At 57.8% G+C, this 14,033-nt stretch carries 14 protein-coding genes; 6 read left to right on the top strand and 8 right to left on the bottom strand.

From position 1 onward, the window contains the following. Positions 1-88 precede the first annotated feature (88 nt). The 6 genes from btuC (at position 89) to selO (ending at position 5,453) form a co-directional block, all read left to right on the top strand. A complete protein-coding gene (btuC, locus tag G6Q29_RS10455; RefSeq protein ID WP_165465549.1) occupies positions 89-1,069 on the top strand; it encodes a vitamin B12 ABC transporter permease BtuC in 981 nt (326 codons plus the stop codon). Between the two features lie 31 nt (positions 1,070-1,100). Next, complete coding sequence (locus G6Q29_RS10450) at positions 1,101-1,652, top strand: glutathione peroxidase (RefSeq protein ID WP_165465548.1); 552 nt, start codon at positions 1,101-1,103, stop codon at positions 1,650-1,652. Continuing rightward, positions 1,652-2,407 carry a vitamin B12 ABC transporter ATP-binding protein BtuD gene (gene btuD, locus G6Q29_RS10445; protein ID WP_165465547.1) on the top strand — a complete coding sequence of 252 codons (756 nt, stop codon included), beginning with the start codon at positions 1,652-1,654 and terminating at the stop codon, positions 2,405-2,407. Before G6Q29_RS10450 ends, btuD begins: the two co-directional genes overlap by 1 nt. A gap of 72 nt (positions 2,408-2,479) precedes the next feature. Beyond that, the gene (locus tag G6Q29_RS10440) at positions 2,480-2,944 is read left to right on the top strand and encodes an NlpC/P60 family protein (RefSeq protein ID WP_017693586.1); all 465 of its coding nucleotides are present in this window, start codon (positions 2,480-2,482) and stop codon (positions 2,942-2,944) included. A 291-nt stretch (positions 2,945-3,235) separates the two neighbouring features. Continuing rightward, the gene (locus G6Q29_RS10435; protein ID WP_165465546.1) at positions 3,236-3,949 is read left to right on the top strand and encodes an EAL domain-containing protein; all 714 of its coding nucleotides are present in this window, start codon (positions 3,236-3,238) and stop codon (positions 3,947-3,949) included. Positions 3,950-4,010: 61 nt separating this feature from the next. After that, positions 4,011-5,453 carry a protein adenylyltransferase SelO gene (selO, locus tag G6Q29_RS10430; protein WP_165465545.1) on the top strand — a complete coding sequence of 481 codons (1,443 nt, stop codon included), beginning with the start codon at positions 4,011-4,013 and terminating at the stop codon, positions 5,451-5,453. On the opposite strand, the gene G6Q29_RS10425 is transcribed toward selO, so the two are convergent. From G6Q29_RS10425 to ppsR, 8 genes are all read right to left on the bottom strand, one after another. After that, on the bottom strand, positions 5,450-6,229 hold the full coding sequence (locus G6Q29_RS10425; protein WP_165465544.1) for a heme ABC transporter ATP-binding protein: 780 nt from the start codon (positions 6,227-6,229) through the stop codon (positions 5,450-5,452). The two genes, selO and G6Q29_RS10425, sit on opposite strands and share 4 nt — an antisense overlap. Next, positions 6,222-7,214, bottom strand: coding sequence for a FecCD family ABC transporter permease (locus tag G6Q29_RS10420; RefSeq protein WP_165465543.1), 993 nt, complete (start codon positions 7,212-7,214; stop codon positions 6,222-6,224). Before G6Q29_RS10420 ends, G6Q29_RS10425 begins: the two co-directional genes overlap by 8 nt. Continuing rightward, positions 7,214-8,032 (bottom strand): heme/hemin ABC transporter substrate-binding protein, encoded by an 819-nt coding sequence (locus tag G6Q29_RS10415; RefSeq protein ID WP_165465542.1) that lies wholly within the window; start codon positions 8,030-8,032, stop codon positions 7,214-7,216. Before G6Q29_RS10415 ends, G6Q29_RS10420 begins: the two co-directional genes overlap by 1 nt. After that, a complete protein-coding gene (chuS, locus tag G6Q29_RS10410) occupies positions 8,029-9,057 on the bottom strand; it encodes a hematinate-forming heme oxygenase ChuS (protein ID WP_165465541.1) in 1,029 nt (342 codons plus the stop codon). The genes G6Q29_RS10415 and chuS overlap by 4 nt, the downstream gene beginning before the upstream one ends. Positions 9,058-9,092: 35 nt before the next feature. After that, positions 9,093-11,075 carry a TonB-dependent hemoglobin/transferrin/lactoferrin family receptor gene (locus G6Q29_RS10405; RefSeq protein WP_165465540.1) on the bottom strand — a complete coding sequence of 661 codons (1,983 nt, stop codon included), beginning with the start codon at positions 11,073-11,075 and terminating at the stop codon, positions 9,093-9,095. 75 nt (positions 11,076-11,150) lie between these two features. Beyond that, complete coding sequence (gene hemP / locus G6Q29_RS10400) at positions 11,151-11,339, bottom strand: hemin uptake protein HemP (protein WP_015570723.1); 189 nt, start codon at positions 11,337-11,339, stop codon at positions 11,151-11,153. A gap of 633 nt (positions 11,340-11,972) precedes the next feature. Beyond that, on the bottom strand, positions 11,973-13,019 hold the full coding sequence (gene aroH / locus G6Q29_RS10395) for a 3-deoxy-7-phosphoheptulonate synthase AroH (RefSeq protein ID WP_165465539.1): 1,047 nt from the start codon (positions 13,017-13,019) through the stop codon (positions 11,973-11,975). A 150-nt stretch (positions 13,020-13,169) separates the two neighbouring features. After that, positions 13,170-14,003, bottom strand: coding sequence for a posphoenolpyruvate synthetase regulatory kinase/phosphorylase PpsR (ppsR, locus tag G6Q29_RS10390; protein WP_017384644.1), 834 nt, complete (start codon positions 14,001-14,003; stop codon positions 13,170-13,172). Positions 14,004-14,033: the final 30 nt, after the last annotated feature.

The raw sequence follows: 14,033 nt of genomic DNA, 5'->3' as shown, positions 1-14,033 counted from the left end.
AAGGCCGCTCACGCGGCCTTTTTTCTTTGCGCTATTTGCTAAACCCGCCGTAAAATCAATGATATCTCAACCGGATAACCTATCGTCTATGCTAGATCTTGCCCGTAGCCAGCACCGCTCCGATCTCCGCCGCCTGTGTCTGCTTGGGGTTCTGCTGCTTGTTGCCACCACGGTCAGCCTGTGTGCGGGCGATCGGTGGCTGGGGCCGGAACGCTGGTTTACGCCTGAAGGACAGCTCTTTGTCTGGCAGATCCGCCTGCCGCGGACGCTGGCTGTGCTATTCGTCGGCGCTGCGCTGGCGCTGTGCGGCACGATCATGCAGGCATTATTTGAAAACCCGCTGGCGGAACCAGGGCTGCTCGGGGTGTCGAATGGCGCAGGCGTCGGGCTTATCGCTGCCGTGATGCTGGGGGGAGGCGAGCTCTCCGCCTGGGGGATTAGCCTCAGCGCCATTCTTGGCGCGTTAATGATAACCCTGATCCTCCTGCGCTTTGCCCGACGTCACTTATCCACCAGCCGACTGCTGCTTGCCGGCGTAGCGTTGGGGATCATATGTAGTGCGCTGATGACCTGGGCTGTCTACTTCTCTACCTCCTTCGATCTGCGCCAGCTAATGTACTGGATGATGGGGGGATTTGGTGGCGTTGACTGGCATCAGGGGTGGTTGATGGCGCTCCTGATCCCAATCATCCTGTGGACGGCGTTCCAGTCACAGCCGCTAAATATGCTCGCGCTGGGCGAAACGTCTGCTCGCCAGCTTGGGATGCCGATTGGATTCTGGCGCAACACACTGGTGATTGCTATTGGCTGGATGGTGGGGGTAAGCGTGGCGCTGGCGGGGGCGATTGGTTTTATTGGGCTGGTGATCCCGCATATGCTGCGTCTGTGCGGCATTACGGACCATCGAACCCTGCTCCCGGCCTCGGCGGTTGCCGGGGCGGCAACGCTGCTGGTTGCCGATATCATCGCCCGGCTCGCCCTGACGGCCGCTGAATTACCCATAGGCGTAGTGACCGCGACGCTGGGCGCGCCGGTCTTTATCTGGCTACTATTAAAAGCTGGACGTTAAAACAACCTGTAAGTCAACCTGAGGGAATGCTATGCAGTCTGATATTCTGAATACCGAAGTGACGACCATTGACGGCGAGAAAACCACGCTGGAAGGCTACAAGGGCAAGGTGCTGCTCATCGTGAACGTGGCATCGAAATGTGGCCTTACGCCGCAGTATGAACAGCTGGAAAACATTCACAAAGCCTGGGAAAAAGACGGCTTTGCCGTGCTCGGCTTTCCGTGCAACCAGTTCCTGGGTCAGGAGCCAGGTAGCGAAGAGGAGATTAAGACTTTTTGCAGCACAACCTATGGCGTGACGTTCCCGATGTTCAGCAAAATTGATGTGAACGGGGAAAGTCGTCATCCGCTGTATGCCAAACTGGTGGCCGCGGCACCGACCGCCGTTGCGCCTGAAGAGAGTGGTTTCTATGAGCGTATGGCGAGTAAAGGTCGCGCGCCGCTCTATCCGGACGATATTCTGTGGAACTTCGAAAAATTCCTGATTGGCCGTGACGGTCAGGTCGTGCAGCGTTTTTCGCCTGACATGACGCCTGAAGATCCTATCGTGATGGAATCAATCAAGCTGGCGCTGGCGAAATAATGATGCTGCTGATGCAGCTCACAGACGTTGCCGGCAAGGGGCGTCTTGAGCCTGTTACCGCCGCAGTCAACGCAGGTGAAATCCTTCACCTGGTTGGGCCAAACGGCGCCGGAAAAAGCACGCTGCTGGCGCGCATGGCGGGGCTGACCAGCGGGGAAGGGGAGATTACCTTTCTCGGGCAATCGCTCGTCGACTGGCTACCCGCTACGCTCGCCTCCCGCCGAGGCTACCTGGTTCAGCAGCAGGTTCCGCCCTTTGCAATGCCCGTCTGGCACTACCTGACGCTGCATCTGCCTGATAAAAATCAGGTGGGATTGCTCAACGAGGTTGCTGCGGCGCTCGGGTTAGACGACAAGCTCACCCGGCTGGCAAATCAGCTTTCCGGCGGCGAGTGGCAGCGCGTGCGTTTGGCCGCCGTCATCCTTCAGATCCATCCGGCGGGAAATCCTCATGGACGGTTGTTGCTGCTTGACGAGCCGATGAGCGGACTGGACGTTGCCCAGCAGGCAGCGCTGGATACCCTGCTCAGCGCGCTGTGTCATAAGGGCATCGCCATCGTGATGAGCAGTCATGATTTAAACCATACGTTGCGCCACGCGCATCGGGTGTGGTTGCTGGCGCGTGGCAAGCTGATTGCCAGCGGAACGCGCGACAGCGTGCTGACGGCCGCCAATCTTGCGAGCGCTTACCACATGTCGTTCCAAAGGCTGGATATTGAAGGCCACAAGATGCTCATTTCCTCGGTGCAGGAATAACCTTTCTTGCGCCGTTGCATAGATGCACGCTAAATTACCGAAAGAACAAAAAAAGCAGAGGATTCGTCTGAAATGCGATTCTGGTTTCTCCTTGTTGCGGCGCTCTTTCTTGCAGGATGCAGCAGCCATCGTGCACCTCCACCCAACCCACGGCTTTCTGATTCCATTACGGTCATTGCCAGCCTGAACGATCAGCTCAGCAACTGGCGAGGCACCCCTTATCGCTACGGCGGCATGAGCCGGGGCGGGGTGGATTGCTCAGGATTCGTGCTGATGACCTTCCGCGATAAATTTGACCTTCAGCTTCCGCGCGAGACGCGTATGCAGGCAAAAATCGGCACTGAAATTGATAAAGACGAGCTCCTGCCCGGGGACCTGGTCTTTTTTAAAACAGGTTCCGGTGAAAACGGCCTCCATGTCGGCATTTATGACACCGATAATCAGTTCATTCATGCCTCGACCAGTCGGGGCGTGATGCGTTCTTCTCTCGATAATGTTTACTGGCGTAAAAACTTCTGGCAGGCGAGACGTATTTAAACGCAGCATAACGGTGCAGTACGAAGGGCCTGGCGATGAAAATAGACGTCAGGCTTTTCTCATGGGTTGATTAAAGTAAAATTTTTGCCCAATTATTTATGTCGGTATGTGCCTGTTTTATCTAAAACTGGCTATTATTCAGTAACCAGGATAAGATTATTTTAGATTCAGGGAAAATCTGAAAATTAATACGGAAAGAATGAAATTAATCTTATTAAAATCAAGACAGTGGAATTGTGCCTGCAATTGCTCCAGGATGTTCTCTCTCATCTTTAATGCAGGACAAGCGCGATGATTATTACGCTAGATAATGCTTACCAGTCTGAACTTTTACTCCTTCCGGCGCGTGATAGTGCAGGTTTGCTTAAAGGTTTAGAGATTTTGGTTAACTTTACTGGCGTGGGGGCGGACGTAAGGATCCCGACCGAACTGGTTATCCCGCATCTTTCTCATGAAGATGAATTAGTGCTGTTTCAGGAGAAACTGCAATTACTCGATACCTGTAAGCTATTTTTTATTCAGCATCAGTTAATTGCATGGATCAATATTACACCTGCAATTGTTGAGTTTTTATTAACTAATGAGAACGCTGTTTCAATCCTTGAGCGTTATCCGTTTCTTGAGTTTACTGTTAATGAGAACTATCCAGGTTTAAATAACGGGAAAGACGATCTCGATCTGGCAAGAATGGCGATCCATTTCCCCTTGGTGCTGGCTAACTTTGGTGCAGGGGCAGCGTCCCTTAAGCCGGTTTATGATGGTCTGTTCAAACGAGTGATCCTGGATAAAAACTTTATCCAGCAGCGCGTCCGGGCACTCTCGTTTGAGCCTTTTATGCGCGCCATTCTCTGGCAGATCGCGCCGCATTGTCAGTCGGTCATGGTCTCGGGAATTGACGATCATGGCATCTTACAGCGCGTATTACCCTTCAATTTTGGTGCAATGCAGGGAAGCCTGTGGCCTGCCGTCCCGGCAGACCGGGTAACGACCCTCGTTCAGCAATAACCCCTTTCTTCGCCCGTGTTTACGTCCAGGGAAACCCTCTACACTTAAAGCAGGAGGACTTATGACCCTGTCTTTTACTGCCCACTGGCACGATGAATTACCCGGCTTTTACACCGCGCTTAAGCCGACGCCTTTAGAGAATGCGCGTCTTGTCTGGCATAACGATGCATTAGCGGATTCGCTTGGCATCCCTTCGACGCTTTTTCAGCCAGAAAAAGGCGCCGGCGTCTGGGGCGGCGAAACGCTGCTTCCGGGCATGAAGCCTCTGGCTCAGGTCTACAGCGGACATCAGTTTGGCGTCTGGGCGGGACAGCTCGGCGATGGTCGCGGCATCCTGCTGGGTGAACAGGTTCTGCCGAACGGCGAAACGTTCGACTGGCACCTGAAAGGGGCAGGGCTAACCCCGTACTCACGCATGGGAGATGGCCGCGCGGTGCTGCGTTCAACCATCCGCGAAGGTCTGGCTTCCGAGGCGATGCATGCGCTTGGGATCCCCACCTCACGCGCGCTGTCGATGGTCACCAGCGACACGCCGGTGGCCCGCGAAACGATGGAACGAGGAGCGATGCTGATCCGCGTGGCGGAAAGCCATCTGCGTTTCGGCCATTTTGAACATTTCTACTATCGCCGCGAGCCGGATAAAGTCCGGCAACTTGCCGATTATGCCCTGCGCCGTCACTGGCCAGACCTGCAAAACGAACCGGACCGCTATGTTCTCTGGTTCCGTGATATTGTCGCGCGCACCGCTTCAATGATTGCCCGCTGGCAGGCCGTCGGCTTTGCCCACGGCGTGATGAATACCGACAACATGTCCCTGTTAGGGCTGACGTTTGACTACGGTCCGTACGGCTTCCTTGATGACTATCAGCCGGGTTACATCTGTAACCATTCGGACTATCAGGGGCGTTACCGTTTCGACAACCAGCCTGCGGTGGGGCTGTGGAACCTCCAGCGGCTTGCGCAAAGCCTGTCGCCGTTTATCGACGTCGATGCCCTGAACGATGCGCTGGACAGCTATCAGGAGGTTCTGCTGCGGGAATATGGTGTGTTAATGCGCAACAAGCTGGGGCTGATGACGCAGGAAAAAGGCGATAACGCGCTGCTGAATGGGCTGTTTGCCATCATGGCGCGTGAAGGCAGCGACTATACCCGAACCTTCCGTATGCTGAGCCAGACCGCGCAGCAGAGCGCCGCGTCACCGCTGCGCGACGAGTTCATTGACCGACAGGCGTTTGATGACTGGTTTGCCGCTTACCGGGCGCGTTTGCAGCAGGAACAGGTTGATGACGACACCCGCCAGGCGCGGATGAAGGCGGTTAAGCCGGCGATGGTATTGCGCAACTGGCTGGCGCAACGGGCCATTGAGCAGGCAGAGCAGGGAGATTATACCGAGCTGCATCGGCTGCATATCGCTCTGCGCACGCCGTTTACCGACCGGGAGGACGACTATGTCAGCCGTCCACCGGACTGGGGCAAGCGGCTGGAAGTAAGCTGCTCAAGCTAAGGGGCGAGAAAAACCTGCGGCGCGGCGTGCGCCGGATGTTTGCCGACGTGCACCTGCGCACCGTACCAGTGCGCCAGCGCGTCGGCCTGCAAAACGGTCTCCGGCATGCCCTGAGAAACAATTCCGCCGTTGTGTAACAGCAGGATCCGGTCCGACCATAGCGCGGCGAGATTGAGATCGTGCAGCACCACGCAGACATGAAGGTGGCCCTGACGGGTCAGCGATTTCAACAGGCGCAGCAGATGCTGCTGATGATAGAGATCCAGCGCAGAAGTGGGTTCGTCGAGAAACAGCCAGCCGCGCGGCGTGCCGTCACGCCACAGCTGCGCCAGCGCGCGGGCGAGCTGGACGCGCTGCTGCTCGCCGCCCGAGAGGGCATGATAGCGCCTGCCGGCCAGCGGCAGGCAGCCGGTCAGCTGCAACACCTCACGCACAATTGACGGTTCCGGGTGACGCGTCCAGGGCGCACGCCCCATTCCAACGATCTCCTCCACCAGCCAGTCAAATCCAGGCTGAGAATGCTGGCGCATCACTGCCCGATAGCGGGACAGCGTCAGCGGATGCCATTCCTCCAGCGATTTTCCCGCCAGCGAACAGCCTCCGCTGTCGGGTTTCAGGTAGCCGGTCAGCAGCCGCAGCAGCGTGGATTTCCCCGCGCCGTTGGGGCCGATCAGTGTCACCAGCTCTCCCTGCGACAGTGACAGCGAAACGTTATCTGTCAGCGTGCGGCCAGACCGGGTAAAAGTAAGATTTTCAGCCGTATAACGTTCAGCCATGCTGTTCTCCACGACGAAAAATGAGCCATAAGAACCAGGGGGCACCAAGGATACTGGTGAGCAGGCCGACCGGCATTTCTGCCGGGGCGACCAGGGTGCGCGCGACCGTATCCGCCACCAACAGCAGAAGAGCGCCCGCGAGTACCGTGCCGGGAAGGGTTGCCCGGTGATCGGCGCCCAGCCACATGCGCATCAGGTGCGGCACCACGAGTCCGACAAAACCAATTACGCCGCTGACGGCGACAGCCGCAGCGACCAGCAGGGCGCTGCATAACAGTAATATTCGCTGTACAAGGGCAACGTCCACGCCAAGGTAATGCGCTTCCTCTTCACCCAGTTGCAATAAATTTAACGCGCTGGCACAACGCCAGATCGCCAGAACGGCAGGCACCATCAGCGAGGTCACGGCTAACAGCGTTGACCACTGTGCCTGACCAAGACTTCCCATTCCCCAGAGTGAAAGCTGGCGAAGCTGGGCGTCATTGCTGACCCACGAAAGCACACCCACTGCCGCACCGCACAGGGCATTGATGGCGATACCCACCAGCAACAGACGTGACAGAGAGGCGTCATGCTGCTTGCTGAGCAGGAAGATCGCGCCTGTGGCTGCCAGCGCCCCAAGAAATGCCGCCAGCATAGGGGCGTAAAGCATCACCAGCGCGGGCAGCGAGAGCGGGAGCACCACCCACAGGGCGACGGCCAGCGCCGCACCGCTGCTGATCCCGAGCAGGCCCGGGTCGGCCAGCGGATTGCGAAACAGCCCCTGCATGACGCAGCCGGCGAGGGCCAGCGACCCACCAATCACCAGCGCCAGCAGCACGCGGGGCAGACGGATGGTGAGCCAGATCTGGCGTAGCGTCTCGTCGCTGTCGCTCCACAGTACGTTCAACGGCAGGCGTAACGCCCCAAAACCGGTAGCCATGAATGTCATAACGGTAAGCAACCCCGCCAGAAGCCATAACGATAACGTGATGCGTCGGGACATCAGGGCAGTTGCTCCGCTCTGGCGCGCAGCTGCTGTATGGCTTTTGGCGTGCGGACGCTGAAGCCCAGCAGAGCCATGTCATCAATGGGCAGCACCTGTTTGTGTCGTCCCGCAGGCGTCTGCGCCAGACCGGGAAGTTTCCACAAATTTTCTTCGCCGCCCAGCGCGTTAAGGCCGTCCTGCGAAATCACCACCAGGTCCGGCTGGCTGGCCATCACTCCCTCCTGGGAAAGCGGCTGATAGCGGGTAAAGCCCTGCATGGCGTTCTGCAACCCGGCGGCGCGTATTGCCGCATCCGCGCCGGTCTGTTGCCCGGCCGCCATTGCGGTCATTCCGCCGTGGCTGAGGATAAACAGCACCCGCTTGTTGAGCGGTGATGAGGGCAGTGCCGCCAGCGCCTGACGCAGCGAGGTGCGCAGGGTTTCCCCTTGCGCCTCATGATGCGTCGCCTGAGCTATCACCCGCACTTTTTCGTCAATCGCGCGCAGGTCAGGCGTGCCGGGAACGGTTACTACCCGGACGTGGCTCTGTTCAACCTGTTTCAGCGCCAGAGAGGGCTGCGCCTGATCGCTTGCCAGCACCAGCGTCGGGCGTACGGATAAAATCCCCTCCGCGTTGAGCTGGCGGAGATACCCCACGTCAGGCAGCGCGTCTGTCGCCTGCGGCCACTGGCTGGTACTGTCGCGCGCCACCAGAGAAGACTCCGCGCCGAGGGCGTAGACGATCTCCGTCACGTCGCCGCCGAGGGCGACAATTCTCTCCGGCGCGGCGACGGCGACCAGCGGTAGGGCGCAGAGCAGGGCAAACCAATTTTTCATGCGGCCAGCCCTTCTGGCGTCAGGGCGTCAATCTGGCGGCGCCACTGGCTCTGTTCCGGCTCGCCTTCGGTACGCTGGCCGTAGAGCTGGGCAATCTGAGTTCCATCCGACGCAAACAATTCCAGGCTGGTAACGTGTCCGTCCGCCGTAGGCTTACGCGTTACCCACGTCTCGGCGATAGTCTCCGCCAGCAGATGCAGGGTAAAGGTTGGGTTGAAGATGTTTAGCCAGCCCTTCATGGGCGTCAGTTTTTCCACCACACCCGTGAAGATCTGCACGCAGCCACGGTTGCCGACGAAGATCATGATTTCGTTTCCGTCCTGTCGCGCCGTCTCAAGCAGCTGTGCCAGCGCGCTGTTATCCACCTTACAGGCCAGATCGTCACTCACCAGACGAAACGCCTGCTGGCGGCTCAGGTTATGGCGCTTCAGTAAGCTAAAGAACTGATGCACGTCGGTCATGGCGCGCCACTCTTTCTCAACCGAGCCTGCATCAGCACCGTCGGAATGCGCAGGGGCATCGACAGCCTTCAGCGCCAGAGCGGGGTTATCGGCAATGATAAAACGGGTCAGCACGTCGCCCCAGGCGGCAACGTCGGTGCGATCCGTGGTGTAGACCTTCAGTAACGCGTCGCCCTGATGATCGAAGAACTGAATGCTCTGACGTTCACCGCGGGAGGTTGTTTCACTCATGTGAAACGCGCTCGCCCACTGGTTGAGGAACAAACGCAGATCCAGCGCGCGCGGATTCAGCACCAGCCCGGCGTGGCCGCCGAGGTGCTGGTGAGTAAACGCCCCGATCTGTTCGTGAACGGCGTATTCGTTACGGCAGATGCATTTGGTTTCCCCCACCGACTCCAGCGCTGCCAGAATCTCACGGATTTCACCGCGCAGCCGCCAGGCGTCGTGTCCAACGCGCGCAAATGCCAGCTCTGCTTCGCTGATGTACATTAATCCGGCGATATCACGGGCGTATTTACCCGGATGTTCTTCTTTAAGCTCAAGCCAGCGTGTGTAGTGACCCATAATCTTATCCTTCTGAATCGTTGCCCTGAAGGGCATTACCATTGATAACTGACGAAAATCTTGCCGTTGCGGCCATCCTGCGGGATGCCCTGCGGTGACCAGTAGGCTTTGTCGAAGGCGTTCCCCAGCACGAGGGTGGTGGTAATGCCTTTGAACTGCTGCTGGCCTTTATAGCTGACGTAGAAATCATTCACTGCGTAGCCAGGCTGCTCGCTGTAGCTGCTGCTGATGTGTGTTGAACGTTCGACGAAGGTGCCGATCCAGCCCACGGAAAAGCCGCTTTGCGCCACGGGGATATCCAGCTTGCTGGTGACGGTGTCCGGGTTGATGCTGGAGATGTATTCGCCCGTGTCGGTATCTTTCCCGCGCGTGCGGTTGTAGGCCACGTCGAGGTTGAACAGGCTGGTCGCGTAGGTTGCCATCATGTCCCAGCCCCAGATTTTGGCGTTCGGTACGTTATAGGACATGGTGGTGGCCGCCGCAAAATCGACCGTGGTGGAGATGTAATCTTTCGCGTTGGTGTCGAAGTAGCTGGCTTTGAACTCCAGCGCGTCGTTGGCGAGCAGCAGATCGTCAAAACGCAGCCCAAAACCGAACTCCTGGGTTTCGTTAGTTTCCGGACGCAGGTTCGGGTTCGGCACCCAGTAGTTGGTGTAGAAGCTGCCGATAGAGAAGTGCTTCGAGTCGTTATACATCTCGCCCATCGTTGGCGCTCGGAAGGCCTGGGCGTAAGAGCCGAACAGCATCAGCCAGTCGGTTGGACTCACGGTTAACCCGGCGCGTGATGACCACTTATCCGCATCCACGTCGTCGTAACCGTCGCTGCTGCCGCGGTAGTTGTCGTAACGCGTCCCGCCGAGAAGCGTTATCGGCAGGTCGCGCAGGGTGATCTCATCCTGCAACCAGCCGGAGCTGAAGTCGATCTTCGCGTCCGGGAAGCCGGTGGTTGCGCCGCCGGGGTGTTGCTCCTGACGGTAATATTCCCCGCCGTAGGTCAGCAGGTGCGAGGCGAAGGCGTCGCTGAACAGGCGGGTGCGGTTTTCCACTTTGCCGCCTTTGGTGGTCTGCTTACGGAACTCGCCGCTGGCGTCGATGTTCTGGGCGTTGAACCGCGCTTCGGACCAGTAAATTTTCGCATCGGCGTTCAGCCAGTCGTTTCCGGCTGGCGCAATGCGGTAGCCAAGCTGGGCATCGCGCTGAATGGTGGAACGATCGGTCATCGGGTTACTGCTGCTGGCATCCGTGGTCTGCGGGTTTTTCGGCTCCTGCGCGTCGTTGTTGTAGTAGCGCAGGGAGCCGCTCAGCGTCTGCGCCGGATCGATTTTCCAGCTGCCTTTCGCGAGCATATTGTTGATGGATTCGTCGTTTGGCGCCCTCGCGCCGTCACTCTGACGAATGTCGCCGCGATCGCGGCTGGACCAGGAGACCAGTCCGTCCAGGGTATCGGTGCGGCCATAGGCGCTGGCGCCCATCCCGATGCTGCGATCGCCCGTTGCACCGGTAGCAAATACGCGATAGCCGCTGTTTTTACCTGCATCCAGCAGATCGCTGGCGTCGACGGTGTCATACGAAATTACGCCGCCCAGCGCGCCGCTGCCGTACAGCAAGGCGGAAGGACCGCGCACCACTTCGATACGTTTGATCAGCGCCGGATCGAGGAACGTGCTGTTCAGGTGTCCGGTATCGGTGCCCTGGCGTACGCCATCCACCAGCACCAGTACGCCACGGCGGTCGTAGCCCCGGAGGTTAACGTCCTGGCCGTTGGTGCGCCCGGTACCGTCCAGCGTCAGGCCAGGAACCTTGCGCAGCAGGTCGGCGGCGGAGCTGGCGGTCTGGCTTTCTGGCGCGGTGGCGTCAATCACGCTCACCATCATGGGGGCTTCAAAGGCGCTGCGGGCATTGCCGGTGGCGGTGACGGTGATCTCGTCTGCGGCGGCAAAGGTAACGCCCGGCAGGGTGCTGACAATCGCCAGCGCCAGAAGAGACGGGCGTAAGGACGCGGATTGCAGGTGTGGCATAGCAACTCTCCATAAGAATTGAAAAGCGCTGGCTGCCTGGGGATCACCTGGGTGGCTGGCGAATGTTTTTCTGGTTTATTTAGTCAGGATCAGTTTTCCGGCATTGGTCTGGCGCAGCAGGTAGTGCTGGCCGTCATGCTCGATAATGACCCGGCCCTCCTCACCCAACAGGCTTTTGCTGTCGATGCGGCGATCGGTGGGAGCAGGGGACGGCGCTGTGTGTGTTTTTGTTGGCGTTGCCGCGCTGTTATCGGTCGGTGACATAATGTTTATAAATAACAATCAATGTAACAATGATAATCATTATCAATAAACTGCAAATTCACGGCAAGCGTTTTTGTGAAAATTGTGTGACGGGATCAAATTTGTGGGTAAGGGCGATCTGATGCCCTCCCCACAGGGCTGAGGGTTCCCCACAAAATTATGCCTGCACAGACGGCCCCCTCTCCCTTGAGGGAGAGGGCTGGGGTGAGGGGGAACATACGGCTCTGGTGGTCATTCCGTCCACGTTATGTTCCTTGCTACTCTGTCACGACAAGGCCGGTGAACGTGCCAGGGTGGCTCAGTCGCCACCACCCTGGCGACCCGGGCTTACGGCGGAAAATCGCCGCTTCGCGGTACCTTCGGCTTATTCCTTCCGGCTTATTGGGGACGGGCGGAGGTAACATCCCTGTAAAGCCCGCCCTCTCGGCGCATCCCTGCGCCTCGCCCCGGCCGGAAGGCAAACGCCTCAGCGATTTACAGCCGGACCAGGACATCGCTGAAAGCTCTCAGTTATTCTGAGGCAACGTTATCGCTTTTGCTTTCAAATTACTGGGGATCCCTCAGCCCTCAAGGGAGAGGCTGAAGGGCACGAATCGTAGGCCGGGTAAGGCAAAGCCGCCACCCGGCAAGGGGTTAGAAGCGCGAATCTACCGCAGACGCCAGCATCTCCAGCAGCCGTTCGCTGTCTTCCCAGCTCAGGCACGGGTCGGTGATTGACTGGCCGTAGACCATTTGCTGTCCGGCTACGATCTTCTGCGTGCCTTCTTTGATAAAGCTCTCTGCCATAATCCCTGCAATGGCGGTCGAGCCGCTGCGGATCTGCTGGCAAACTTCCTCGCAGACGTCCAGCTGGCGGCGGTGCTGTTTCTGGCAGTTGCCGTGGCTGAAATCCACCACCAGATGTTCCGGCAGGTCAAATTCCGCCAGCGTTTCGCAGGCGGCGGCAATATCTTCTGCATGGTAATTCGGTTTTTTACCGCCACGCATAATGATATGTCCGAACGGGTTGCCGCTGGTCTGGTAGATAGTCATCTGGCCGTTTTTATCCGGGGAGAGGAACATATGGCTGGCGCGTGACGCGCGGATGGCGTCTACGGCAATTCGGGTATTGCCGTCCGTTCCGTTTTTGAAGCCCACCGGACAGGAGAGCGCCGACGCCATTTCACGGTGGATCTGGCTTTCTGTGGTACGCGCGCCAATCGCGCCCCAGCTAATAAGGTCGGCAATAAACTGTCCGGTCACCATATCCAGAAATTCGGTGGCAGTTGGCACGCTCAGCTCGTTAACCTGTAACAGCAGCTTGCGCGCCAGGGCAATACCGTGATTTACCCGATAGCTGCCGTTCAGATCGGGATCGGAAATCAATCCTTTCCAGCCCACGACGGTACGGGGTTTTTCAAAGTAAGTACGCATCACGATTTCCAGGCGATCCTGATACGTGCCGCGCAGCGTCTGAAGGCGTTTTGCATAATCCATCGCCGCGTCCAGATCGTGAATGGAGCAGGGACCCATCACCACCAGAAGACGTTTGTCTTCACCAGTGAGAATTTTTTCGATGCGGCGACGAGAGGCCGTCACATGGTTCGCCACCTCGGCGGAAACGGGATGCAGCCGGGCCAGTTCAACCGGTGTGACCAGGCTATCAATGCGCGCGGTGCGCAGTTCATCGGTTTTGTTCATGGAATGTCTCAGAAATTTTTTGCTTCATCGGCAGACTACCGGGAAGTGATGGGCATCACCTTAAACCAATCCCTGCTGATTTCAAGTTCGGGGCACGTCGCCCCGAGGATGGCGTAATAATAACTGAAACTGGATTATTGTACTAGCATGTTAGTACATGCGGCGATTCAGACCCATGATATCGAGGATCTTGGTGGCAATTTCTTCTACTGAATAGTTGGTACTGTTCAGCCAGGGAATTTGATTTTTCCGGTACAGCGCTTCGACTTCAGAGACTTCCATTCGGCACTGGCGCATCGAGGCGTAGCGGCTGTTCTCGCGACGTTCTTCGCGGATCGCTGCCAGTCGTTCCGGGTTGATGGTCAGCCCAAACAGCTTATGCTGGAGCGGCTTGAGCGCGGCGGGCAGCACCAGGTTATCCATATCATCGGCAATAAAGGGGTAGTTGGCGGCGCGAATGCCAAACTGCATGGCCAGATAAAGGCTGGTGGGGGTTTTACCGCAGCGCGACACGCCAAGCAAAATTACCTGCGCCTGGTCGAGATTGCGCAGCGAGATCCCGTCGTCGTGCGCCAGGGTGTAGTCAATGGCGGCAATACGCGCATCGTATTTGGTCAGGTTGCCGGGGTTCAGCCCGTGGGTACGGTGGGCGATCGGCGTTGGGTCGAGCTTCAGCTCGCTTTGCAGGGGAGCAACCAGCGCCTGCACGATGTCCTGACAGAAGCCTTCGCTTTGCAGAATGATGTTGCGGATCTCAGGGATCACAATGGAATAGAACACCAGCGGACGAACGCCGGTCTGCTGGTAAATGGCGTCGATCTGGTCCTTGACCGCTTTAGCCCGGCTCTCATTTTCCACGAACGGCAGCGTGATGCTGTTTATCGATACCGGAAACTGCGACATCACCGCGTGTCCCAGCACCTCGGCGGTAATCGCCGTCCCATCAGAAATATAAAAAACGTGGCGATCGACAGCATTATCCATTTTATCCACCCTGAATAGCATACGTAATTG

Source organism: Enterobacter cloacae (assembly GCF_011078175.1).
In the GTDB taxonomy this organism is placed as follows: domain Bacteria; phylum Pseudomonadota; class Gammaproteobacteria; order Enterobacterales; family Enterobacteriaceae; genus Enterobacter; species Enterobacter cloacae_Q.
The sequence above is the reverse complement of the archived record's forward strand: the minus strand, read 5'-3'. Positions and strand labels throughout refer to the sequence as shown.